The sequence below is a fragment of the Serratia sp. KH_031 genome, assembly GCF_057839655.1.
Genome location: NZ_CM174496.1, coordinates 3534807 through 3559906, shown reverse-complemented (window position 1 = coordinate 3559906; position 25100 = coordinate 3534807). Strand labels below are relative to the sequence as shown.

Annotated in this window: 20 protein-coding genes and 6 tRNA genes; 3 read left to right on the top strand and 23 right to left on the bottom strand. The window is 49.4% G+C overall.

Features of this window, described 5'->3' with window-relative positions; genetic code table 11:
* Positions 1 to 14: 14 nt before the first annotated feature.
* The 9 genes from ygjJ to AC3ISQ_RS15915 form a co-directional block, all read right to left on the bottom strand.
* A complete protein-coding gene (gene ygjJ, locus AC3ISQ_RS15955; protein ID WP_489348052.1) occupies positions 15 to 1067 on the bottom strand; it encodes a protein YgjJ in 1053 nt (350 codons plus the stop codon).
* 319 nt (positions 1068 to 1386) lie between these two features.
* Complete coding sequence (locus AC3ISQ_RS15950; RefSeq protein ID WP_489348050.1) at positions 1387 to 2112, bottom strand: amino acid ABC transporter ATP-binding protein; 726 nt, start codon at positions 2110 to 2112, stop codon at positions 1387 to 1389.
* Entirely contained in the window at positions 2112 to 2786 is a 675-nt protein-coding gene (gltK, locus tag AC3ISQ_RS15945) for a glutamate/aspartate ABC transporter permease GltK (RefSeq protein ID WP_489348048.1), read from the bottom strand. The genes AC3ISQ_RS15950 and gltK overlap by 1 nt, the downstream gene beginning before the upstream one ends.
* Positions 2786 to 3526 (bottom strand): amino acid ABC transporter permease, encoded by a 741-nt coding sequence (locus AC3ISQ_RS15940; protein WP_489348046.1) that lies wholly within the window; start codon positions 3524 to 3526, stop codon positions 2786 to 2788. Before AC3ISQ_RS15940 ends, gltK begins: the two co-directional genes overlap by 1 nt.
* A gap of 150 nt (positions 3527 to 3676) precedes the next feature.
* The gene (locus AC3ISQ_RS15935; RefSeq protein WP_489348044.1) at positions 3677 to 4573 is read right to left on the bottom strand and encodes an amino acid ABC transporter substrate-binding protein; all 897 of its coding nucleotides are present in this window, start codon (positions 4571 to 4573) and stop codon (positions 3677 to 3679) included.
* A 360-nt stretch (positions 4574 to 4933) separates the two neighbouring features.
* Positions 4934 to 6466 carry an apolipoprotein N-acyltransferase gene (gene lnt / locus AC3ISQ_RS15930; RefSeq protein WP_489348042.1) on the bottom strand — a complete coding sequence of 511 codons (1533 nt, stop codon included), beginning with the start codon at positions 6464 to 6466 and terminating at the stop codon, positions 4934 to 4936.
* A gap of 7 nt (positions 6467 to 6473) precedes the next feature.
* A complete protein-coding gene (gene corC, locus AC3ISQ_RS15925) occupies positions 6474 to 7352 on the bottom strand; it encodes a CNNM family magnesium/cobalt transport protein CorC (RefSeq protein ID WP_489348040.1) in 879 nt (292 codons plus the stop codon).
* Between the two features lie 86 nt (positions 7353 to 7438).
* On the bottom strand, positions 7439 to 7912 hold the full coding sequence (gene ybeY / locus AC3ISQ_RS15920) for an rRNA maturation RNase YbeY (RefSeq protein WP_489348038.1): 474 nt from the start codon (positions 7910 to 7912) through the stop codon (positions 7439 to 7441).
* Positions 7909 to 8964, bottom strand: a complete 1056-nt coding sequence (locus tag AC3ISQ_RS15915; RefSeq protein WP_489348036.1) for a PhoH family protein — start codon at positions 8962 to 8964, stop codon at positions 7909 to 7911. The genes ybeY and AC3ISQ_RS15915 overlap by 4 nt, the downstream gene beginning before the upstream one ends.
* A gap of 673 nt (positions 8965 to 9637) precedes the next feature.
* Here AC3ISQ_RS15915 and AC3ISQ_RS15910 point away from each other — a divergent pair.
* Positions 9638 to 10858 carry a hypothetical protein gene (locus AC3ISQ_RS15910; protein ID WP_489348034.1) on the top strand — a complete coding sequence of 407 codons (1221 nt, stop codon included), beginning with the start codon at positions 9638 to 9640 and terminating at the stop codon, positions 10856 to 10858.
* Between the two features lie 81 nt (positions 10859 to 10939).
* On the opposite strand, the gene AC3ISQ_RS15905 is transcribed toward AC3ISQ_RS15910, so the two are convergent.
* Both AC3ISQ_RS15905 and miaB read right to left on the bottom strand, forming a co-directional pair.
* Positions 10940 to 11275: a zinc ribbon domain-containing protein YjdM gene (locus tag AC3ISQ_RS15905; RefSeq protein WP_489348032.1), complete on the bottom strand. Its 336-nt coding sequence runs from the start codon at positions 11273 to 11275 to the stop codon at positions 10940 to 10942.
* Positions 11276 to 11372: 97 nt separating this feature from the next.
* Complete coding sequence (gene miaB / locus AC3ISQ_RS15900) at positions 11373 to 12797, bottom strand: tRNA (N6-isopentenyl adenosine(37)-C2)-methylthiotransferase MiaB (protein WP_489348030.1); 1425 nt, start codon at positions 12795 to 12797, stop codon at positions 11373 to 11375.
* Positions 12798 to 12949: 152 nt separating this feature from the next.
* On the opposite strand from miaB, the gene ubiF reads away from it, so the two are divergent.
* The gene (gene ubiF / locus AC3ISQ_RS15895; RefSeq protein WP_489348028.1) at positions 12950 to 14131 is read left to right on the top strand and encodes a 3-demethoxyubiquinol 3-hydroxylase; all 1182 of its coding nucleotides are present in this window, start codon (positions 12950 to 12952) and stop codon (positions 14129 to 14131) included.
* 83 nt (positions 14132 to 14214) lie between these two features.
* On the opposite strand, the gene AC3ISQ_RS15890 is transcribed toward ubiF, so the two are convergent.
* The 12 genes from AC3ISQ_RS15890 to nagB all read right to left on the bottom strand — a co-directional run bounded on the left by AC3ISQ_RS15890 (position 14215) and on the right by nagB (position 22635).
* A tRNA-Gln gene (locus tag AC3ISQ_RS15890) sits at positions 14215 to 14289 on the bottom strand.
* 5 nt (positions 14290 to 14294) lie between these two features.
* Positions 14295 to 14371: transfer RNA gene (locus tag AC3ISQ_RS15885), tRNA-Met, on the bottom strand.
* Positions 14372 to 14387: 16 nt separating this feature from the next.
* Positions 14388 to 14462 (bottom strand) — tRNA-Gln (locus AC3ISQ_RS15880).
* 38 nt (positions 14463 to 14500) lie between these two features.
* Positions 14501 to 14575 (bottom strand) — tRNA-Gln (locus AC3ISQ_RS15875).
* 28 nt (positions 14576 to 14603) lie between these two features.
* Positions 14604 to 14688, bottom strand: a tRNA-Leu gene (locus AC3ISQ_RS15870).
* Positions 14689 to 14698: 10 nt separating this feature from the next.
* Positions 14699 to 14775, bottom strand: a tRNA-Met gene (locus AC3ISQ_RS15865).
* A 220-nt stretch (positions 14776 to 14995) separates the two neighbouring features.
* A complete protein-coding gene (asnB, locus tag AC3ISQ_RS15860; RefSeq protein ID WP_489348026.1) occupies positions 14996 to 16660 on the bottom strand; it encodes an asparagine synthase B in 1665 nt (554 codons plus the stop codon).
* A 280-nt stretch (positions 16661 to 16940) separates the two neighbouring features.
* The gene (locus tag AC3ISQ_RS15855) at positions 16941 to 18398 is read right to left on the bottom strand and encodes a carbohydrate-binding protein (RefSeq protein ID WP_489348024.1); all 1458 of its coding nucleotides are present in this window, start codon (positions 18396 to 18398) and stop codon (positions 16941 to 16943) included.
* Positions 18399 to 18617: 219 nt separating this feature from the next.
* Positions 18618 to 19370: an HAD-IIA family hydrolase gene (locus tag AC3ISQ_RS15850; RefSeq protein ID WP_489348022.1), complete on the bottom strand. Its 753-nt coding sequence runs from the start codon at positions 19368 to 19370 to the stop codon at positions 18618 to 18620.
* Positions 19371 to 19431: 61 nt separating this feature from the next.
* Entirely contained in the window at positions 19432 to 20652 is a 1221-nt protein-coding gene (nagC, locus tag AC3ISQ_RS15845; protein WP_489348020.1) for a DNA-binding transcriptional regulator NagC, read from the bottom strand.
* 26 nt (positions 20653 to 20678) lie between these two features.
* A complete protein-coding gene (gene nagA / locus AC3ISQ_RS15840) occupies positions 20679 to 21818 on the bottom strand; it encodes an N-acetylglucosamine-6-phosphate deacetylase (RefSeq protein ID WP_489348018.1) in 1140 nt (379 codons plus the stop codon).
* A 16-nt stretch (positions 21819 to 21834) separates the two neighbouring features.
* Positions 21835 to 22635, bottom strand: coding sequence for a glucosamine-6-phosphate deaminase (nagB, locus tag AC3ISQ_RS15835; RefSeq protein ID WP_489353336.1), 801 nt, complete (start codon positions 22633 to 22635; stop codon positions 21835 to 21837).
* A gap of 390 nt (positions 22636 to 23025) precedes the next feature.
* Between nagB and nagE the strand changes: the two genes are divergently transcribed.
* Positions 23026 to 25053, top strand: a complete 2028-nt coding sequence (gene nagE, locus AC3ISQ_RS15830; protein ID WP_489348016.1) for an N-acetylglucosamine-specific PTS transporter subunit IIBC — start codon at positions 23026 to 23028, stop codon at positions 25051 to 25053.
* The last annotated feature ends 47 nt before the right edge of the window (positions 25054 to 25100 follow it).

Genomic DNA, 25100 nt, shown 5'->3' with positions numbered 1-25100 from the left:
AAGATCCTTATCCGTTACCAGTAAAAATATTGCATCAGGAATACGGCATCGCTGCTGTCTGTGGTGTCGTTATTCATAAAGAATTTGCTGTCCAGCGCAGTGGCGAATTTGCCATCACCGTAGGCATACCAGATACCGAATTGTGCGTAAGAAGTGGTGGTGTCTTTGGCGTTGTCCAAACGGTGTTGGGCGTAGCTATACGCGGTGGAGAGGTAGAATTCTTTGAAGGCTTCAACCATCGCACTGGCCATAAAACCGGTTTCACTGCCGGGGTGACGACCATCACCTTTACCGGTGTGATGCCAAACGCGGCTGGCTAAGTTTTTGCCCTGCAATCCCATCACATACAGTTGTCCGGTGCCATCGGTCAGTTCCAAGCCGTTGAGCAAGGTGATGCCGTCTACGATGTCATACAAGGTGTAGCCGTTAACCATCGCCTGATAGGCGTATTTATCTGAATAGCGGTCATATTTGCCGAAATGCAGCAGGGCTTTACTTTCGTCAATGCGTGATTGCGGTGCTGCGGTAATGCTGTAGCGGAACTTGCCGGTCAAGTTTTGCAGTTTGGCTGCGTAGCTGAGATCGCGGGTATTGGGGATCACATAGCCAAATTCGGGGGTGAAGTCGCCCCACCATTGTAAATCGTCCAGTGAGGAGTCGTTGCGCACGCTCAGGATCATCTCCGTGCCTTTATCGGTGCGGTAGCCACCATAGAAACGGTTGATACCGCCTTCAAAGCCACCCCAACTATGATCGGGTACCCAAGCGTTGCCGTTGTCGTCTGCCTGTACTGTCCAACCTTCGCCATACAGTAAACCAAACCAGTGATCGTATTTAACCTCGATCCCCCCTTCGATATAGGTTCCGTCCTGATAGAGATGTTTCTCTTTACCTTCAAGAGCGGTGCTGCCACCGATACCTAACTCGCCATAAAAGCGCCAATCAAACCCTTGTGTGGTCATGGCGGGGGGCGCTAATTCATTGTGCTCTGCTGGAACCGTGCTTTCTTGCGCTTGCAGGCCAAAAGAAGCCAGCAATAATACGGAGCTGATTGAAATTATTCTCATTTTTACTTCCGGTGTATTGGTTTTTTATTGTGTGGAGCTAGGTTTAAATGACTGGTGCGAGAGGAAGTTTAGTAATGAGTTTTACTAAATGTAAGTTAATATTTAGTAAAGCATTAACTTGGTCACATTAACGGATATTTAAGCAGGGTCTTAAGCGAAGCGATGTTCTCAGTGGAAATGGGAAATGATCAATAAAAACAAACTACCGCACGAAGATAACGCATGCGTGATGAGGTGAGTGTCTTTTTAGTAAATTTTACTTTCGGATAAAGATGACAGATTTGAAGAGAAGTAGGGGGCGATTGCCCCCTGAATGGCATTAGTGCAGGATTTTTGCCAAAAACTCTTTGGCGCGTTCAGATTCCGGGTTATTGAAGAAATCGTCTTTGTTACGATCTTCTACAATTTTACCTTCGTCCATAAAGATCACGCGGTGTGCCACTTTACGCGCAAAGCCCATTTCGTGGGTCACGACCATCATGGTCATCCCTTCGTGCGCCAGCTCGACCATCACGTCCAGCACTTCGTTGATCATCTCTGGGTCGAGTGCCGAAGTCGGTTCGTCAAACAGCATGGCGATTGGGTCCATACACAGGGCGCGGGCAATGGCTACACGCTGCTGCTGGCCGCCGGAAAGCTGCGCTGGGTATTTGTCGGCATGGGCGGTTAACCCCACACGTTTTAGTAACTTCAAGCCTTTCTCACGTGCTGCGGCTTTATCGCGCTTTAACACTTTGACCTGTGCCAGGATCAGGTTTTCGAGAATAGACAGGTGTGGGAATAACTCAAAATGCTGGAACACCATCCCAACGCGGGAACGCAGCTGCGCGAGGTTGGTTTTTTTATCATTCACCGGAATGTCGTTGACCCGGATTTCCCCTTGTTGGATCGGCTCCAGGCCGTTAACGGTTTTGATCAGCGTCGATTTACCTGAGCCGGAAGGGCCACAGACGACCACGACCTCACCTTTTTTGACCTCGGTGGAGCATTCGGACAGTACCTGGAAATGACCGTACCACTTGGAAACATTTTTTAAGGAAATCATCACACAGTCCTTTTCTTCAAATAGCTCACCAGCGCCGAGGCGGCGATACTGATAACAAAATAGACAAAACCAGCAAACAGGATCATTTCGACCTGTGTACCATCGCGCTCACCAATGGTGGAGGCGGTACGGAAGAAGTCAGCCAGACTCAAGACGTAAACCAGCGAGGTATCTTGGAACAATACGATGCCTTGAGTCAGTAGCAGCGGAACCATGGCGCGGAATGCCTGCGGCAAGATAACCAGTTTCATCGATTGCCAATGAGTCATGCCCAATGCCAACGCTGCGGAAGATTGGCCGCGTGAAACGCTCTGGATACCAGCTCGGATAATTTCTGAGTAATAAGCCGCTTCAAACAAGGAGAAGGCTATCATAGCTGAAACTAGGCGAATATCGGTTTTCGGTGAGATTCCAAGAACTTGTTGTAAAAAGCTAGGGACTACCAGATAGAACCACAGCAGCACCATCACCAGTGGAACGGAGCGGAACAGGTTGACGTACAGGGTGGCGAACCAGCTAATCGGCTTAATCGGCGACATGCGCATCACCGCCAGTATAGTCCCCCAGACGATGCCGATAACAATGGCGGTCACGGTGATTTTCAGCGTGATCACCATCCCTTGTAACAAGTAAGGGAAGCTCGGGACAATCGATGCCCAATCAAATTCGTACATTATTTACTCCCCATATTGCCAGGTAACTGCACTTTCTTTTCTACCATCCGCATGATCAACATGATCACCGCGTTAATGCCGACATAAGCCAATGTGATGGCGGTAAAGGACTCATAGGCATGAGCGGAGTAATCCAGCAACTTACCGGCCTGCGCTGCCATATCCACTAAACCGATAGTGGATGCGATGGCGGAGTTTTTGACCAAGTTAAGCATTTCTGAGGTCATCGGCGGAACGATCACCCGGTAGGCGTTGGGCAACAACACATAGCGGTAGGTTTGTGGCAGCGTCAGCCCCATTGCCAACCCAGCGGCTTGCTGGCCGCGTGGCAGTGACTGAATGCCAGAGCGCACTTGCTCGCACACACGGGCGGCGGTGAACAGACCCAGACACAACATGGAAGAGACGAAGAACTGCACGTTGGGATCGAGCTCGGTTTTGAACCACATACCCATGTCAGGTGGCAGCAGTTCCGGGATCACCAAATACCAAGTAAAGAATTGCACGATCAGCGGTACGTTACGGAACAGTTCGACGTAAACGGTACCGAGGGTGGAAAGAAAGCGGTTGGGGACGGTACGTAAAATACCGAACAGAGAACCGACAAAGAAGGCAATAATCCAAGCGCAGATGGAGAGGGCGACCGTTACCTGAAAGCCGGACCAAATCCAACCGAGGTAAGTGGTATTCCCAAATGGGGCCTGCTGCAGGAAGATACCCCAGTTCCAATCTATTGACATATTCAACTCCGTAAAGGGTGTGAAACACCCAAAAGCTTGATGACATCTCCAACATTTCTGAGGGGAAAAGTGGGCGGGGAACGACCGCCCATAAGACCTGTCTGTGTCATCAACTGGGCCGGTTGGTTTTACCTTCCGGCTCTATAGTTATTAGTTCAATGCTTTGTCATTTGGCTCTTTGAACAATTGCTTCATGTCGTCAGACAGTTCGAAGTTCAGGTTGAGATTTTTTGGTGGGATCGGTTTGGTGAACCACGTTTCGAACCACTTAGTCGCAGTTCCAGAGGTCTGGGCTTGAGCGATGGTGTCATCAACCAGTTTCTTGAATTGTGGATCGTCTTTACGCAGCATACAGCCGTAGGCTTCTTTCGATTGCGCGGTGCCGACAATTTCCCACTGATCAGGTTTCTTGGCTTTCGCACGTTCCCCTGCCAGCAGGGCATCATCCATCATAAAGGCCACCGCGCGACCACTTTCCAGCGTGCGGAAGGAGTCACCGTGATCTTTGGCGCTGATGATGCGCATATTCATCTTATCTTTGTCGTTCAGCTTGTTAAGCAACACTTCGGAAGTGGTACCCGAAGTCACGACCACCGGTTTACCTTTCAGATCGGCGAAGTCTTTAACATCAGAACCTTTTTTCACCAACAGACGGGTACCGACTACGAAGATGGTATCGGAGAAGGCGGCTTGTTTCTGACGTTCCAAGTTGTTGGTGGTAGAACCGCACTCAAAGTCGAAAGTACCATTCTGCAACAATGGGATACGGTTCTGCGAGGTGATTGGCATCAGCTTCACCTGCATGTCTGGCTTATTCAGTTTCTTCTTAATGGCGTCGATGATGGCATTGGAGTAATCCTGTGAGTACCCCACCACTTTTTGTGTGTTGTCGTAGTAGGAGAAAGGTACGGAGGATTCACGATGACCAACCACGATCACGTCATTGTCTTGAATTTTTTTCAGCGTGCCGGTCAGTTCTTCAGCTTGGGCGACGCTACTTGCCATACCGATCAGCAATAACGATAACGCCAACTTACGCATTTTCATGGTCTAACTCCTTCGCGATTGTAAAGACTGACGCTCAGGGAGCGACAGATTTTCAGTGCTCACGTTATAAAGATAGTCCTACAACGTAGCGCCGTTAGAAAATAGCCGATTGTTAATTGAATGAAACCAAGATGTTTCTCTTTTTGCGACATGACCCGCACCAAATCAATGCAATAAAACCCCCATGCACCGTGATGGTGCGCTTTATGTTCGGAGATTGTGCATGGGTACGACCCGAAATCGGCAAAAACAGAGTTGTCGGTTACGGCTTACAAGGAGTAAAGCAAGGAGTGTGCCAGAGGGATTGATTTAACAGAGAAATATGATGGGGATGTGAGGTGACATCCCCATCAGTGCGGGTTATGGCTTACGACGTACGGCAAACAGCAGAGCGATACCGCCTAACAGCGCGGTGATGATCCACATTGGCAGTGAACCGAAGCGCGCGTAAGGCGTAACGCCGGTGGTTGGGGTCACTTTCACTTCCAACACTTTACGGGTGAACTGTGGAATCTCAGCAATCACATCACCGGTTGGGCTCACGGCAGCGGTAACGCCATTATTGGTGCTACGCAACAGTGGACGTCCAAGCTCCAGTGCACGCATCCGTGCCATCTGGAAATGCTGCCACGGGCCGATAGAGTGACCGAACCAGGCATCGTTAGAGATGGTGAGCAGGAAGTTAGTGTCTGGGCGGAAGTTGTCGCGCACCTGCTGGCCGAGCACGATCTCATAGCAAATGGCCGCCGTTAGATTGTAACCGCGTACGCTTAACTGTGGCTGAACGTAATCGCCCCGGCTGAAAGACGACATTGGCAGATCGAAGAACGGCGCTAACGGACGCAACAGCGTTTCCAATGGAACATATTCGCCAAACGGCACCAAATGGTGTTTGTTGTAGCGGTTAGCATCGGGATAACGGTAAGGCTGCTTTTCACCCAGCACGATGGCGCTGTTATAGATTTTGTTACCTTGTGGCGTGGCGCGTACATCGACAATACCGGTAATCAGGCTGCTATTTTTGGAACGCATCAGAGAGTCCATCATGGTCAGGAAACCATTCTGGCTGGCCTCGTAATCCGGGATGGCGGATTCTGGCCAGATGATGATCGGCGCTTTGCCCACATACGGACGGGTTTCATCCAGATAGGCCTGTAATGTGCCGACCAGCGCTTGTGGGTCCCACTTCATCGATTGAGCAATATTACCTTGCACCATCGCGACGTTAACCGCTTTGTCCGGTTGCGGAGTGAACCAATGCCATTGGCGCAGCGGCCATGGCAGCAACAGCATAGCGATGGCGATAACTGCTGGCGCAATGCGCCGCTGATTGATGGCGAAGACTAGTAACCCACTGAGACTCATCAAAATCAGGGTAATGGCATCAACACCCAAGATCGGTGCAATACCTTTCAGCGGGCCATCAATCTGGCTGTAGCCAAATTGCAGCCACGGGAAACCGGTTAGTACCCAACCACGCAGGAATTCTGTCACTTGCCATAACGCGGGCGCCGCAATTGCCAACCGCCACCAAGTAGTTTTTGGCCAGATGCGTGTCAGCAGCCCGGCAAACAGGCCGGTATACAGCGATAGATAAGCCGCGAGCAGCGCCACCAAGAAGATATTGACGGCAAACGGCATACCACCGAAATCAGCAATACTGACGTAAACCCAGTTGATACCGGAGCCAAACAGCCCGAAGCCCCATAAGAAGCCGAGTAAAGCGGATTGTTTAGTGGTGCGGTTAAGCGTGACGGCCAATAAGCCAAATAGGGAGACAATGGCCGCAGGCCAGAAATCATAGGGTGAGAACGCCAGCGTCCCGCTGGCACCGAATAACAGCGCCAGTAGGGTGCGAACCCACTGACGTTCAAGTAAAGAGGCTTTAGCCATGTGTGATTTAGTCTTCCAGTTTCGGTTGCGGAGAATCGTCCGGAATTTTTACATGAACCTGGATGATACGTCGACTATCAGCCATGGCAACTTTGAAAGAGTAACCTTCGATTTCAATCGTTTCGCCACGCGCAGGCAAATGACCGAAGGCTTGCATAATTAGGCCACCGATGGTGTCGACTTCATCATCGCTAAATTGGGTACCGAAGATTTTGTTGAAATCTTCAATGTCGGTCAGCGCGCGCGCGGTATAAGTGTGGCGGCTGAGTTGACGGATATCGGCATCGTCTTCGTCGTCGTATTCGTCTTCGATTTCGCCAACAATCAGTTCCAGAATATCTTCAATAGTCACCAGACCGGAGACGCCGCCGAACTCGTCAATGACAATCGCCATGTGGTAACGCTGCGAGCGGAATTCTTTTAGCATCCGGTCGACACGCTTGCTTTCCGGCACCACCACCGCAGAGCGCAGCGCTAAATCGATGCTGAACGGTTCGGATTCTGCCCGCATAAACGGCAGCAAATCCTTGGCCATCAGGATACCTTCGATATGGTCTTTATCTTCGCTAATCACCGGGAAACGCGAGTGGGCGGATTCGATAATTACGTCCAAGCATTCTTCCAGCGTTTGGTTGCGCTTGAGTGTCACCATTTGAGAACGCGGGATCATGATGTCGCGCACGCGCTGCTCGGCGATATCCATCACGCCTTCCAGCATGTCACGGGTATCGGGATCGATCAGATCGTTTTGTTCTGAATCACGGATCAGCGTTACCAGATCGCCACGGTTTTTAGGTTCGCCGTGGAACAATTGGTTAAGAATAAGGGTAAAAAAGCCCTTCTTGGGGCTGGGGCTGTCATTATTAGATGAATGGTCGTCGCTCATGGCGGTCTAGTTAATGTCACTCATGTTGAGTTAATCAAGTCAGCGACAGCCCCGCAAAAAAGAGGCTGTGGGGTAAACGGCTGACGTTAAGCGGGATCTTTTTCCGCGAGATACGGGTCTGGGTAACCCATTGACTGCATAATCTCGGTTTCTAAAGACTCCATTTCTTCGGCTTCATCGTCTTCGATGTGGTCATACCCTAGCAGATGAAGGCAGCCATGGACAACCATATGCGCCCAGTGTGCTTCCAGCGTTTTGTCTTGTTCAACCGCTTCTTGCTCGACAACTTGGCGACAGATGATCAGGTCGCCCAGCAGCGGTAGCTCGATGCCAGGGGGCGCTTCGAACGGGAACGATAACACATTCGTTGGCTTATCTTTGCCGCGATATGTCTTGTTTAATTCGTTGCTTTCGGCTTCGTCTACCAGACGTACCGTCACTTCGGCCTCTTCCTGAAACTGCGGGAGAACCGCTTCCAGCCAACGTTGGAAGGTGGCTTCCGCTGGCAAACCTTGACTGTCTTCACAGGCGACCTGCAAATCCAGAATGACCTGACTCATGGTGTCTCCTGCTCGGAAGCGGCTTTGGCTTCCTGCTGACGCTGCTGCGCTAGCGCATCTTTACGTTTCTGCTCGGCGGCTTCCCAAGCTTCATAAGCGATAACCACGCGAGCTACCACCGGGTGACGCACTACGTCTTCGCTATGGAAGAAGTTGAAGCTCAGCTCTTTCACATCGGAAAGCACTTCCACCGCGTGGCGTAGGCCAGATTTTTGGTTACGCGGCAAGTCAATTTGCGTGACGTCGCCGGTAATCACAGCCTTGGAGTTAAAACCGATACGCGTTAGGAACATCTTCATCTGTTCGATGGTGGTGTTCTGGCTCTCATCCAGAATGATAAAAGCATCATTCAGGGTACGGCCGCGCATATAAGCCAGTGGTGCGACTTCAATCACGTTGCGCTCGATCAGTTTTTCTACGCGCTCGAAGCCCAACATTTCGAACAGGGCGTCGTACAACGGGCGTAGGTAAGGATCGACCTTTTGGCTCAGATCACCCGGCAAGAAACCGAGCTTCTCACCGGCTTCTACCGCCGGACGTGTCAGCAGAATACGGCGAATTTCCTGACGCTCCAACGCATCGACGGCGGCGGCAACGGCCAGATAGGTTTTACCGGTACCCGCAGGACCAATGCCGAAGGTGATGTCGTGATCGAAAATATTGGCAATGTATTGCGCCTGATTCGGCGTGCGGGGTTTGACCATGCCGCGCTTGGTTTTGATGTTCACCGCTTTACCGAACTCTGGCACGCTGTCTGCGACTTGCTCCAGCACGCGGCTCTCTTTGACAGCCAAGTGAATCTGCTCAGGGTCGATATCGGGGATCACGCCCCGGATCGGTGCGGTATCCACATACAGATGACGCAGAATGTTGGCGGCAGCAACCACACAAAGGTTTTTACCGACCAGTTTAAAACGGTTATCTCGGCGATTGATTTCAATGCCTAACCGACGTTCTAGCTGTTTGATGTTGTCATCAAACGGGCCGCACAGACTAAGCAAACGCTGGTTGTCTGCTGGCTCCAACAGAATTTCTTGTGTTGCGACGTTCAAACGATTCCTTTAGGTCACAGGGGGCCTGGTTGATGTCATTGGATAATTAAATGAAGTATATACCCAAAATAATTCAAGCTGTATCCTTATAGGTTTTGTTACTTTGATCTCCCTTTGGGCTAAGGCAAGCGCTGTTCAAAGCGGTCTGAAGACCAATTCGTTACTGCGTAGTTATCTCAATGTAACTCGAATTAATTTGCGTATATTGGCAGAAATTGAAAATTTAGTGTGCAATAAACGCGCATTATTTAATATCTATTTCCTGTTATACTCACCCCACTAGTAAAACACATATCATTTGACAAGTCTGTTCTGTTGATGCTTTTAATTATATCAGTGGTGGTCGAGTTGTTATTCACTGATTTCCTTGATGTGACTTCAATTATATTTTGCTGAGGTGGCTTAAGTTGTGGTTCGATTAAGTAGACAAACTCAGGAATATATTGGGTGCCGATCTTGGAACTTCTGACTGTGGTAGGTGATAAAAATTGATATTTTCTGTTATTATAAATTACTTTATATTGAGAGTGCGCAGATATTGATAAGAACATTTCTTATAAAGTGTGATTTTTTCTTGAAGTCCAATTCATAACATGTATGACGACTAATACCGTCAGGGGATTGAATTAAAAATCTCAATTAGAATGTCAATCAAGTTGAAAAAGAGGTTAATATGAATGAACGTAAAGTTAATCAGTTAGCTACATCACCAACTTTCACAAAGAAAGTATTAATACCTGCAAGTTCAACCCCTATTGTTATATTGCGATATTATGCACCACCTGGTGGTGGTCTTGATGAACAATGGAAATCAGAAGTGGCGCCTTTGACATTTACCTATAATGGTAAAGACGTTTTGATGGAGTTATATTTCTCATTCAATAGTGTAGACCGTGTTGTTGACGATGGGTTTAATGAAACAGCATATATTAAAGGTCAACAAAACGGAGGGTTTGACCAACACGCTCAATATTATCAGGCTCAATTAGAACTCACTAGCGCTGATACTGAGTTGGTGATCTCTGGTAGTTATCCACGCATGGGGTATATGAGTGTTGTCATTTATGATTTTCCGATGTATCAGTATCAAATTCTAGATACTGACATGATATGTGCCCAAGAAGGGGGGAGCCCAGTAATACCTTCCAACCCAAGTATTTTCTCTTATGACACCATAACCAAAGAATCAAGCATCAGCCTATCAAATAAAACATTACCCAGCACTCAACACACTAGTAATAATATAACCCTTAGAGATGGTGAGATTAATTTCTTTCGGCCAGACAGAAACACGTCTCTTGAAAGATACACTGAAGACATTGCTTCTGATGGGTATAGTCGGGCATATCTTTATGCCAACATGCAACCAACTCAAGAAATGTTGATCCTTCGCATAAAAGTTCCAACCACATTTATACACAGCAATGAGTTAGACCCAACATTCGAAAAATACCAATGCCGTGAATTAAGTATTAGTTCAAACATTAGTGAAAATGATCCTCTGACTCTTAATTTCTGGACGATTAGCAGTCTAATGCTAAACTCACAAAAAGACAGTGAGAGTTATGCTTACGTTTTCTTTGCACCAAATGATTTTGTTACCAATCAAATTTCAATAACAAGAACACCGGACTATATTGCCCCTATTTTGACTTGGGGAAATTACACAGGATATGTCCTTGGGTTGCCAACTGAAGTTTTACCCATTCGATATCGTGGACCAAGTAATGACTGGAAAGGTAATCCAGAAAATGCATTACCTTCTCCCACGCCAGTAACTTCCGATATGTTAGGCGAATGGCTTCCAGAACTATTTGGGGACACCATGGATAATTTTGAGAATGGCACTATTGGTGCAGTAAATAATACGCAGCCCTGGCCTGCTGCAGAATAATCCTAGGCATACCCTATTCCCCTAAAAGAATAGGGCACAGAAAACACGGCAAAACCTTGAGCTTTGCCGTGTTACCACCAATCAGTTTTTCTTCACGAACTCTGATTTCAGCTTCATTGGGCCAAAGCCATCGATTTTGCAGTCGATGTTGTGATCGCCTTCGACCAAACGGATATTCTTCACTTTGGTGCCGATTTTCAGCATCGAAGAACTGCCTTTGACTTTCAGATCTTTGACTACGGTGACTGCATCGCCATCTGCCAGCAGATTGCCGTTGGCGTCTTTAACGATCAGCTCGTCTTCGCTTGGAGCGGCGCTAGCGTCGTTCCACTCATGGGCGCACTCAGGGCAGACGTACATACCTTTGTCTTCATAAGTGTATTCGGAATTGCACTTTGGGCAGTGTGGTAATGACATTGTTATGTTGCCTCTCAAATTTAATGAAAAATAAAACAACCGAGCATCACTGCCCGGAATGAAAAAACATCTTACTAATTATGGTGCGAAAAACGGATTAGGGTTGGTAAGTGCCCACGCCCAGATCGTTTTCTTTGCGGGTACGGGCGATCACCGATTGAGGGGATTCATGTACGCGCAGATCCATCTGCTGCTGTGTTCGTACCAACACACCACGCAGCGAGTTGGTTAATACTTCGGTGACTTCTACGTCAACGAACTGGCCGATCATATCCGGTGTGCCGTCAAAGTTCACTACCCGGTTGCACTCGGTGCGGCCTGCGAGCTGCATAATATCTTTGCGTGAAGTGCCTTCCACCAACACACGCTGTACGGTGCCGAGCATCCGACGACTGAACTGGTTCACCTGCTGGTTGATGCGATCTTGCAGGATATACAGACGCTGCTTTTTCTCGTCTTCGCTGACGTCATCCACCATATCCGCCGCTGGCGTGCCGGGGCGCGAGGAATAGATAAAGCTGAAGCTGGTGTCGAAATCCACTTCGGCAATTAGGTTCATGGTTTGCTCGAAATCGGCTTGAGTCTCACCCGGGAACCCGATGATGAAGTCTGAACTGAGCTGAATATTCGGGCGCGCTTTGCGCAGCTTACGAATAATCGATTTGTATTCCAGCGCGGTATGGCCGCGTTTCATCATGGTTAGAATACGATCCGAACCGCTTTGTACCGGCAGATGCAAGAAGCTAACCAGTTCCGGCGTATCTTCGTACACCGCAATAATATCGTCGGTGAATTCGATCGGGTGGCTGGTGGTGAAGCGGATACGGTCAATGCCGTCGATCGTCGCGACTAAACGCAATAGCTCGGCGAACGAACAAATACCGCCATCGTAGGTGGCACCCCGGTAGGCGTTAACGTTCTGACCTAACAGGTTAACTTCACGCACGCCTTGTGCCGCCAGTTGCGCGACTTCAAACAATACGTCGTCACTTGGGCGACTGACTTCTTCACCACGGGTGTAAGGCACCACGCAGAAGGTACAGTATTTGTTACAGCCCTCCATGATCGAAACAAAGGCTGTTGGGCCATCGGCACGTGGCTCTGGCAGACGGTCAAATTTTTCAATTTCCGGGAAACTGATGTCGACGATCGGGCTGCGAGTGCCTTGTACGTGATTAATCATCTCCGGCAGGCGGTGCAGCGTTTGCGGACCAAATACCACGTCGACGCAAGGTGCGCGGCTGCGAATATGGTCGCCTTCTTGTGAGGCAACGCAGCCACCGACGCCGATGATGATATTCGGGTTTTTCTCTTTAAATTGCTTCCAGCGGCCTAACAATGCGAAAACTTTCTCCTGCGCTTTCTCACGGATCGAGCAGGTATTCAGCAGCAGCACATCGGCTTCTTCGGCGTTATCAGTCCACTGATAGCCGTGTGTGCTTCCCAGTAAATCTGCCATTTTGGATGAATCGTATTCGTTCATCTGGCAGCCCCAGGTTTTGATATGTAGTTTCTTGGTCATTGCTTTGCCATTACTGAATGCGGAGCGAAATAGGTGCAGGGTGGGTATTGTAATCACTTGATGTGGTTGTGACCAGCGCGAGGAGCCAATACCTGAAGAGCGGGCAAAAATCCGGTACAATCGGGCAAAGCATCCAATTAAGCATGGCCAAAATGAATACTACTCACAAACAGGTTGATGTCGTCGTCGTTGGCGGCGGAATGGTCGGCGCTGCCGTGGCGTTGGGTTTGGCGCAGGCGGGGTTTTCTGTGGCATTGCTGGAGCATCAAGCGCCGGAATCTTTTGATCCACAAAGTGCGCCAGATTTGCGTATTTCCGCTATTGGTTGCACGTCGGTTGGCTTGCTAAAACAACTGGGGGTTTGGTCAGCCGTAGAGCAGATGCGACTAGCCGCTTACCGCCGGTTGGAAACCTGGGAGTGGGAATCCGCTCGTGTCGCTTTTGATGCCACAACGTTAGGTTTGCCCGAGTTGGGTTTTATGGTGGAAAACCGAGTGTTGCAATTGGCTCTGTGGCAATCATTAGAGCAATGCGAAAATCTGACGCTCCTTTGCCCCGCCAAGCTGCAATCGTTGCATCATCATGATAACCAGTGGCAAGTCACGTTAGACTCTTCTGAGACGCTACAGGCGCGTTTAGTGATAGGTGCCGATGGTGCTCATTCTCAAGTGCGTAAATTGGCGATGATCGGCACTAGCGGTTGGCAATATCGTCAATCCTGTATGTTGATTACCGTGCAGACCGGCGCACCGCAACAGGACGTGACTTGGCAACAGTTCTATTCCTCGGGGCCGCGCGCATTCTTACCGTTATATGACGATTGGGCATCGCTGGTGTGGTACGACAGCCCACAGCGTATTCGTCAGTTACAAGCGTTGCCGATGGCGCAGCTTGAACGTGAAATCACCGCCGCATTTCCACAACGCCTCGGAAGCGTAAAAGCCCATGCCGCAGGCTCTTTCCCGTTAGTTCGTCGTCATGCTCAATGTTATGCCAAACCGGGGTTAGCGCTGATTGGCGACGCTGCGCACACCATCAACCCTTTAGCCGGGCAGGGGGTGAATCTCGGTTATCGCGATGTGGATGCGTTGCTGGAAGTGCTCACTGATTCGCGTGGTCTGGGTGAGGATTGGAGCAGTGAAGATGTATTGAAACGATATCAACGTCGTCGCCGTACCGATAACCTGATGATGCAAAGCGGAATGGATCTGTTCTACACCGCGTTTAGTAATGATTTAGCACCGATAGCGGTGGCGAGAAATTTAGTTTTGATGGCAGCACAGCGTGCCGGAAAACTGAAAGAGCAGGCGTTGAAATATGCGCTGGGGTTATGAGTCACAAATCGGGTTGGCAATGCCAGCCCATTTTTTGGAATGCAAGAAAGCAAAAAGCCCGCTTAAGCGAGCTTTCTTGAATATGGCTGGGGTACCTGGATTCGAACCAGGGAATGCCGGTATCAAAAACCGGTGCCTTACCGCTTGGCGATACCCCAAGAGATGGTGGCTACGACGGGATTTGAACCTGTGACCCCATCATTATGAGTGATGTGCTCTAACCAGCTGAGCTACGTAGCCATTGTGAAGGTGAGTATGGCTGGGGTACCTGGATTCGAACCAGGGAATGCCGGTATCAAAAACCGGTGCCTTACCGCTTGGCGATACCCCACCAATGTACTCACTTCCAACAGCAACCCATCATAAAGATGGCTGGGGTACCTGGATTCGAACCAGGGAATGCCGGTATCAAAAACCGGTGCCTTACCGCTTGGCGATACCCCATCTGCTGCTTACAACTCGAAGAAGGAAATGGTGCGGGAGGCGAGACTTGAACTCGCACACCTTGCGGCGCTAGAACCTAAATCTAGTGCGTCTACCAATTTCGCCACTCCCGCAAAAAAAAGATGGTGGCTACGACGGGATTTGAACCTGTGACCCCATCATTATGAGTGATGTGCTCTAACCAGCTGAGCTACGTAGCCATCTTTTTTGCGCCACCTTCATCGGCGTTGCGGGGCGCATTATGCGTATATGGTCGTTTTGCGTCAACTAATTTTTTCCCGAAAAGATACCCAAATGGCTCGTTTGTCTGGCTTGTGAACAGGTTGGTGATAAAAGCACCAATTCAGGTAATTAATGGTTGAAAATGCCAGCAAAAAAGGCGAGCACAGTGGCTCGCCTTGGGGATCAATAATGCAGGATTTATTGATAGGCGGATTGGTGTACGCCGACAGCACGGCCAGATGGATCATCCATCTTTTTAAATGATTCGTCCCATTCAATCGCTTTGGCTGATGAACAGGCCACGGATGGACCACCGGGAACGCATTCTGCAGCACTTGGCAATGGGAATAGCTCTTCGAAGACTTGGCGGTACAAATAGCCTTCTTTCGAGGTCGGCGTATTGTACGGGAAGCGGAAACTTGCCGTTTCGAGCTGTTGATCGGTAATTTGCTTCGCAGCCACTTCTTTCAATGTATCGATCCAGCTATAACCGACACCGTCGGAGAACTGTTCTTTTTGACGCCAAGCGACGCTGGCAGGCAGATAGGATTCGAAACATTCACGGATGATATGTTTCTCCATTTTGCCGTTGCCGCACATCTTGTCTTTCGGATTGATGCGCATGGCGACATCAAGGAAGTTTTTATCCAAGAACGGAACGCGGGCTTCAACACCCCAGGCGGACATCGCTTTGTTGGCACGTGCGCAATCATACATATGCAAGGCCAGTAATTTACGCACCGTTTCTTCGTGGAACTCTTTGGCATTTGGCGCTTTGTGGAAGTACAGATAGCCGCCGAATACTTCATCCGCCCCTTCACCTGATAGCACCATTTTGATGCCCATCGCTTTGATTTTACGTGACATCAAATACATGGGTGTGGATGCCCGAATCGTGGTCACGTCGTAGGTTTCGATGTGGTAAATCACGTCGCGAATAGCATCTAAGCCTTCTTGCACGGTGAAGTGAATTTCGTGGTGCACGGTGCCTAGATGGTTAGCCACTTCTTGCGCCGCTTTCAGATCTGGCGAGCCTTGCAGGCCAACGGCAAAGGAGTGTAACTGCGGCCACCAAGCTTCACTGCGCTCGTCATCTTCTACGCGGCGAGCGGCATATTTCTTGGTAATGGCAGAGATGACGGATGAATCCAAACCGCCGGACAGCAATACGCCGTAAGGTACGTCGGACATTAGATGGCTTTTCACCGCATCTTCCAGCGCGGTGCGCAGGGTGTTGGCGTCGGTCACGTTGTCTTTGACGTTGTCGTAATCAAACCAATCACGCTGATAATATTCGCGGATTTCACCGTCTTGGCTCCACAAATAGCTACCCGCTGGGAACTCTTTAATGGTACGGCAAACTGGTACCAGCGCTTTCATTTCTGAAGCGACATACAGGTTGCCGTGCTCATCGTGCCCCATGTACAACGGAATGATACCCAGATGGTCGCGGCCAATCAGGTAGGCGTCTTTTTCTGTGTCATACAGTGCGAAGGCGAACATGCCTTGCAGATCGTCGAGGAACTCATGACCTTTTTCTTGATACAGCGCCAAGATCACTTCGCAGTCGGAGCCCGTCTGGAATTCATATTTTTCGCTCAGTTTTTGGCGCAGAGCTTGATGGTTGTAAATCTCACCGTTAACTGCCAGAACATGGGTATGCGCCGCGTTATACAAAGGTTGAGCACCGTTGTTAACGTCGACAATCGATAAACGTTCGTGTGACAGAATGGCTTTATCGCTGGCGTAAACACCGGACCAGTCTGGGCCACGGTGACGCATCAGGCGTGACATCTCGAGTGCTTTTTTACGCAACTCGATGGGATCGGATTTCAGGTCGAGAATACCGAAAATAGAACACATACCCATTTCTCCTACGACTTTCTTATGACTGTGATGTTGTTATGGGCAACAAGATTGGCTCATCAAAGATGGCGCGCTTTTGCTGCGTTGTGTTTATGAAAATGCGTCAAAACAGGAAGAGGATGCAAGCGTTTTAATCTTATGCTGAGAAATAGTGGGTTAGCAGGTGTTTAAAATTAGCGTATATTCATTTCTAGGCTGAAATAATTATCGAATCTCTATTTTTTGTCGGTGACGGATAGGTTGCCAGCAAATTTTACCGGCAACCTATTTATTCAAGTTATGCGGTTAGTTGCCACAGAGTGAAGGCCACATCTGGAGTCCAACCCATATTGGATGTATGAGCATTGATACAGGTGTATTTTTTACCTGCATAAGTCACAACATCGCCCACTTTGTAGCTGTGGTTGTTTTCCCACGGTGCTACCGGGTTTGGTGGCGTAGTGCCGTCGCTAGCAGTTTGTGTGGTCAGCGTGCTGCTGGGGACTGACTGAGTGCCTTTGTTGTCAGTTGCAGTGACGAAGTAGCTGTACTGCGTATTAGCCGTTAGGCCGCTGTCTTGCAGGAACAGGTTTGCTGTTTGAGCCACCGCAGTACCATTACGATAAACCGTGTAACTGGTGACTGGGTTGACGCTGGTGGAAGCTGTCCAGCTCAGTTTCAGCGAAGTGGTTGCTAAATCTGAGACCACCAACCCGGTGGGTGCGGCTGGTTTTTCTGGCTCTGGTGGCAGTACGCCGCCCTGAATCAGTTGGGTATAGCGTTTGCTGAATTCCCAGTTGTAAGCCACGCCGGTTTTGCTTTTGCCGTTGTCCCAGTTAACTGACCAGGTCATCAACCCTTTGATCGACAGACTTTTGGCATCCAAACGTTGGAACGCTTTGTACACTGCCTGCGGGTCAACCACGTAACCGGTCGCTGCGGCATCGTTATTGCTTGGCAAACCGATAACAAATTTAGCTGATGGAATTTTGGTATAACCACGAGTCCCGGTCACCAAACTTTCGGTCAGGTAATAGAGGAAGTCTTCTTTCATTGCGTCGTTATTTTGGGTGATCCAGGCACCAGCGCCACCATTGGCTTCATCAACCCAAATACCGTCACCGCCTTGGTTATAATATTGCGGTGCGATAAAGTCGTAATAACCTTCTAGCGCAGAAATATAATCCAAGTAGCTACCAGCGGTACGTAAGTAAGGGAATTCAGGCGCCATGCTAATAATGAATTTCTTTCCTTGCGCAGCATAATAATCTTTGACTCGTTTTAATGCAGTTGGCAATACGGTTTTATTATTCGCTGCACCGATGGCAGCTTGTTCCAAATCAATATCCAGACCATCGAAACCATAGGTCTCAACCAGACGGATAATTTCATCTTTCAGTGCATCTTCGTCACCGGTTTTCAGTTCGATATGAGCATCAGCACCACCCAGTGAAATCAGTACTGCGCGCCCTTGGCTGTTTAGCACGCCAACCTGACGGCGGAACTCGGCATCGCTCAGGTTATAGGGTTTGAATGTGGGGATGCCGACACCTTTCATAAAGGCCACGGCTACCACGTTGTACACTGCGGGAATGTCAGTCAGGTTCATATTGGCAAATTGGCCTTGCTGGTAACCATCGCTGGCACCGGCTAACCAGTTATGCCAAAAACCCATCATGATCTTTTTATTGGTCATATCTGGCATTGCTGAAGCGTCATCGGTAATAGTCGCGTTCAAGTTAGTCATCGTGTTCATAGTTAAGCCTCGTTATTAATCAGTAGTGTTTTTATCTATGCCATTGGGCATGAATTTATATTGCTGGTTTTTAACGAGAGTAGAGTGAAACTTTCATGAGGTTATGAATAAATAAAATTCAATATAATGAGGTGTGGTGATGTAATAAAAAATAACACCAGAAAAAAATGTTGTGTGGTGAGGGATAAAGCAATGGCGACCAGAACAATCGCCATTATTTTAGAAGATATTAATATCCTCGACAGAAGGGAAAATATAGCTCGGGCGGAACGGCATACTTTCGATATCGTTCATTTTGGAAACGCCAGACAACACGAGAATGGTTTCTAAACCCGCTTGGAAGCCTGCCAAAATGTCGGTACGTAGGTTATCGCCGATAATCACCGTTTCTTCTGAATGCCCCTGCATCTTATTCAACGCAGCACGGATGATCCACGGGCTCGGTTTGCCGACATAAAACGGTTTGCGGCCGGTGATTTTCTCGATCGGGGCGCACAGGGCACCGCAGGCAGGAGCAAAGCCATGACCGTGGGTATCTGGATTGGTAGCAATAAAACGCGCGCCATTTTTTACGAAATAGGCGGCTTTATGCATCATGTCCCAGTTGTAGGAACGGGTTTCCCCGACGATCACGAAATCTGGGTTGATATCGGTAATGGTAAAGCCAGCTTTGTACAGCTCGTGAATCAACGCACCTTCGCCAACCACATAGGCTTTTTTACCTTCCTGACGCCGCAGGAAATCAGCCGTCGCCATGGCAGAAGTGTAAAATGCGCTTTCTGGTACATCCAGACCGGCAGCGCTAAAACGGTTTGCTAAATCTTGCGCGGTTTGCGATGGGTAGTTGGTCAGTACCACCAGCGGCATGCCTTGTTCCTGAATGCGAGCCAAGAATGGTGCGGCACCCGGAATGGCGGTGTTGTCATGCAACAATACGCCGTCGATGTCACAGATGATATTTTTGATAGCCATGGTTATTTCTCATGATTACGGCGGGTAAAACGCGAAGATAGCATACCCGCCAGCAGGCAGATTAGCTTTCTAGTAAACGCTGCAGCAATACGCCGTTGAGCATCGCCCGTTTGGCTAGGGCGAAAGCACCAATGGCTGAGCGGTGATCGAGCTCTGAAGTGACGATGGGCAGATTTTTGCGGAAATCTTTCAACACTTGGTTGTTGATACAGCTTTGAATGGCGGGTAGCAGCACCTTTTCGGCTTCGGTAATTTCCCCGGCAATCACGACTTTTTGCGGGTTAAACAGGTTAATGGCGATGGCAACGGCTTTACCGAGATAACGACCCACGTGTTCGATCACTTCGCTAGCCAATAAGTCGCCCCGGTTAGCGGCCTTGCAGATGGTGGCGATACTGCAGTCATCCAGCGTCAATTTGCTCGGATAACCTTGAGCCAATAATTGACGCACGCGATGTTCGATAGCTGCGTTGGCGGCCACGGTTTCCAGACAGCCAAAATTACCGCAGTGGCAGCGTTCACCGAGCGGATCGATCTGGATATGGCCGATTTCGCCAACGTTACCGTTATTGCCAAGGAATATCTGACCGTTAACGATGATCCCCGCACCCGTCCCGCGGTGCAGACGTACCAAGATAGAATCTTCGCAATCGCGAGTGGCACCGAAGTAATGTTCGGCTAATGCCAAGCTACGAATATCGTGACCAACGAAACTGGTGACGTTAAAGCGTTGCTGTAAGTTATCAACCAGCGGCCAGTTATCGACGCTGATATGTGGCATGTAGCGCACAACGCCGAGAGTAGGGCTGACCAAGCCCGGCAAAATAACCGCAATAGCGATCAGCTCACGCAGTTTGCGTTGATAACCTTCGATGAACTGTGCAATGGCAGTAAACAGCGCATTTTCCAATGTTTCCTGTGTGCGTTCTGGCAGGGCATAGTGCTCCTCGCCCAGCGATTTTCCACTCATGTCGTACAACGTGATGGTGGCATCGTGACGGCCAAGACGAATGGCAATGGTGTGGAACTGGCGGTTTTCAGTAACAATGGAAATGGCGCGACGACCACCGGTGGAGGCTTGCTGATCGACTTCTTTGATCAGCCCGCGCTCCAACAGTTGGCGAGTAATTTTGGTGACACTGGCGGGGGCAAGCTGGCTGAGCTCTGCAATCTGAATGCGCGAGATCGGTCCTTGTTGGTCGATCAGGCGATAGACTGCCGCGCTATTAAGCTGCTTAACTAAATCTACGTTTCCTATCTGTGCCTGGCCGCCAGTGCTCATCAATAATGTTACTCGCTGTTCGTTAATTAAACCTCGTTACCGTTAACGAGCGTTTTGACTATCTTATAGTCGCGGGTGAATGCAGTCAGGTTTGCTACCTTGCCGGCTTCAATGGTACCCAAACGTTGATCCACACCGATAGCGCGAGCTGGATACAGCGTTGCCATACGCAACGTTTCATCCAGCGCGATACCGACATGTTCGACGCTGTTCTGCACCGCTTCGATCATGGTCAGTGCAGAGCCACTCAGGGTACCGTTTTCGTCTACACACAACCCGTCACGGTAGTATATTGTTTTTCCAGCGAAAATAAATTGCTCAATATTAGCGCCTGCGGGTGCTGTGGCATCAGTGACCAGCACTAATTTGTCACCTTTCAACTGCTTAGCGGTGCGAATGTTCGCCCAATGCACATGGTGACCATCGGCAATGACACCGGTATAGACTTCTGGAGTATCGAAGATTGCTCCAGCCAAGCCCGGCTCACGACCGCTAATATACGGCATGGCGTTGAACAAATGAGTTGAGAACGTAATACCCGCGGCAAAACCGATACGCGCCTGCTCGTAGGTGGCGTTGGAATGCCCCGCGGAAACCACAATACCCGCCGCTTTCAATTGCGCGATAAAGTGTGGTTGCACCATTTCTGGTGCCAGAGTCACTTTGGTTATCACATCCGCATTGGCGCACATGTAATCCACCATCGCTTTATCGGCTTCGCGGATGATTTTAGGATCGTGGGTGCCTTTTTTGACCGTGCTGAGGTACGGCCCTTCCAAATGCAGACCTAATGCCTGATTGGGATTTTTCTTCAGATAAGCGCGCATCACATCAATGCTGCGCTTCATTAATTCGTCATTACTGGTGATCAGCGTTGGTAGATAGCTGGTACAGCCAGATTTTTCGTTGGCGTGCTGCATGATTTCCAACGTTTTTTCTGAAACGTTTTCTATCGTGTCGTTGAATTGCACACCGCCGCAGCCGTTAAGCTGAACGTCGATAAAACCGGGGGCTAAAATTGCGCCGCCCAGATCGCGCGTTTCGATGCCTGCAGGCAGTTCAGCTAGCGGACAGACACGTTCAATCAGGCCATCAGCAATGATTACTGCGTGGTCATCAAGCACGTCGTGGCCGGTGTAAATCCGGCAATGGGTCAAAGCGAACATATAGCCCCCTAAAAAATTAAAGACCTTTAACGCTTTCCGCTTCTAATTCACGGAAGTATTTAACTGTTTTGACTTTCAGTTCCATGGTGGATGGCTCATCACACACTACAACGGCTTTTTTGTGCAATTGCAGGCAGCTGATGGTCCACATATGGTTGACGTTACCTTCTACTGCGGCTTCCAACGCTTGAGCTTTAGCGTGGCCAGTCACCAAAATCATCACTTCTTCGGCATCCAGCAAAGTACCGACACCCACGGTCAGTGCATATTTAGGCACTTGGCTAACATCGCCGCCAAAGAAGCGGGAGTTGGCAATCCGGGTATCTTCGGTCAGCGTTTTGATACGGGTACGAGAAGCCAGAGAAGAAGCTGGTTCGTTGAATGCGATGTGGCCATCAACGCCTACGCCACCCATGAACAGGTTGATCTTGCCATAAGAGCGGATTTTTTCTTCGTATTGACGGCACTCGACATCAACGTCTGGTGCATTACCGTTCAGTAGGTTGATATTTTCACGTGGGATATCAACATGATCAAAGAAATTGCGGTACATAAAGGTATGATAGCTTTCCGGGTGTTCCTGCGGCAAGCCCACATATTCGTCCATGTTAAAGGTCACTACGTGCTTGAAGCTCACTTCGCCTGCTTTGTGCATCGCGATCAAGTGTTTGTAAGCTTCCAGCGGCGTACCACCTGTTGGTAGGCCCAACACGAACGGGCGATCGGCAGTCGGTTTGAATGCGTTGATGCGCTGCACGATATGGCGAGCGGCCCATTTGCCAACTTGTGCGGTATCTTTCAGTGGGATAAGTCTCATCATACACCTCTTGGGTAAGTAAACTGTGGCTATACTGTAACGGGCTTGAGTTTGACTTCTAAGCGTAACCCAGCTTTAGGGTTTACGCGTCAATGCTCAGTCCAGTTGATTTTTTGAATCATAAAATAAGTTTTGTGCGATGGCTAGCAATGTGGCAGGTTAAGACTGGTTTTTGGTGATGTTTATCACAAAAAACGAGGTTTTAATTTGCGATACGAAATAATTTTTTTACACTCCGCATGAGTAATACGTGCCATGCGTTATTTTTAAATAAAAAGGTAGAGAGTTAGCTCAATAAACCCAAAGTAATTTTAGCCGCGTCGAGGCGGCTTGAAGAATGAAGGGTATAACTACTAATAGGGTCCGTCCGCGGACAAATAGGGGGAAAAGGTGAACATTCTTAGTTATTTGCAAAAAGTGGGACGGGCCTTAATGGTTCCGGTCGCCACGCTACCTGCCGCCGCCATCTTGATGGGCGTCGGGTACTGGATTGACCCTGTTGGTTGGGGCGGCGATAGTGCCCTCGCTGCTTTCTTTATTAAATCTGGTTCTGCCATCATCGACAATATGTCGGTGCTGTTTGCCATTGGTGTTGCCTATGGTATGTCCAAAGACAAAGACGGTGCGGCTGCACTGACCGGCTTTGTCGGTTTCCTGGTATTAACCACGCTGTGTTCACCGGCCGCTGTGTCGATGATCCAGAAAATCCCTCTCGACCAAGTGCCTGCTGCGTTCGGTAAAATCCAGAACCAGTTCGTCGGTATCTTGGTGGGTATTATTTCTGCGGAAGTTTACAACCGTTACAGCAGTGTTGAGCTGCCGAAAGCGTTGTCATTCTTCAGTGGTCGCCGTTTGGTGCCGATCCTCATCTCCTTCTTGATGATTTTGGTTGCCTTCATTCTGATGTACATCTGGCCGGTGATCTTTAACGGTCTGGTGACCTTCGGTGAATACATTCAGAAAATGGGTTCTGCTGGCGCGGGTATCTACGCGTTCTTCAACCGTCTGTTGATTCCGGTCGGTCTGCACCACGCACTGAACTCCGTGTTCTGGTTCGACGTTGCGGGTATCAACGATATTCCTAACTTCTTGGGTGGTGCTCAGTCCATCGAGTCCGGTAAAGCGGTTGTGGGTATCACCGGTCGTTATCAAGCTGGCTTCTTCCCAATCATGATGTTCGGCCTGCCGGGTGCAGCGCTGGCTATCTACCACTGTGCACGTCCTGAAAATAAGGCGAAAGTACTGGGTATCATGATGGCGGGGGCGTTTGCTGCCTTCTTCACCGGTATCACCGAACCACTGGAATTCTCCTTCATGTTCGTGGCTCCGGTTCTGTATGTGATCCACGCTATCTTGACCGGTATCTCTGTCTACATCGCGGCATCCATGCACTGGATTGCTGGCTTTGGTTTCAGTGCCGGTCTGGTGGATATGGTGCTGTCTTCGCGTAACCCGCTGGCGACACACTGGTACATGCTGATCCCACAAGGTCTGGTGTTCTTCGCTATCTACTATCTGGTGTTCCGCTTCACTATCACCAAATTCAACCTGATGACCCCAGGTCGCGAACTGGCTGTTGCTGGTGACGAAACTGACGGTTATGACACTAACGTTGCGGGTGAAAAAGACGAGAGCGAAACCACAACCTTGGCTCGCCGCTACATTGGCGCCATCGGGGGTAGTGACAACCTGACCGGTATTGATGCTTGTATCACCCGCCTGCGTCTGAACGTCAAAGACTCTGCGTTGGTTAACGATGCGGTAGCGAAACGTATAGGTGCTTCTGGTGTGATTCGTCTGAACAAGCAAAGTGTTCAAGTGATCGTCGGTACTCGTGCTGAACTGATTGCTAGTGCAATGCGTACTGTTATTGCCGCAGGTCCGGTAGCAGCAACTGCAGCAGCGGCCGCCGCAATGACCGAAGCAAAACCACAAGCCGTACCAAACGCAGCGAAAACTTCTTTCCAAACGCTGGTTGCTCCAGTAACGGGTGAAGTTATAGCGCTGGATCAGGTGCCAGATGAAGCCTTCGCCAGTAAAGCAGTCGGTGATGGTGTGGCGATTCGTCCAACTGACAAAATCGTTGTGGCACCGGCTGACGGTACCGTGGTGAAAATCTTCAACACCAACCACGCATTCTGTCTGGAAACAGACAAAGGCGCAGAGATTGTGGTGCACATGGGGATCGATACCGTTGCTCTGAACGGTCAAGGCTTCAAACGTCTGGTGGAAGAGGGTGCTGAGGTGAAAGCCGGTCAGCCAATCCTTGAACTGGATCTGGAGTACTTGAACGCTAACGCTCGCTCAATGATCAGCCCGGTTGTGGTCAGCAATTCGGATGATTATGCCGGCCTGACGGCGCTGGCAAGCGGCAACGTGGTTGCTGGCCAGACTAAGCTGTTCGAGATCCAGAAATAAGCATAGTTTTACCTGAGTAGTATTTTAGCCTTGGCGGGAAGAGAGCA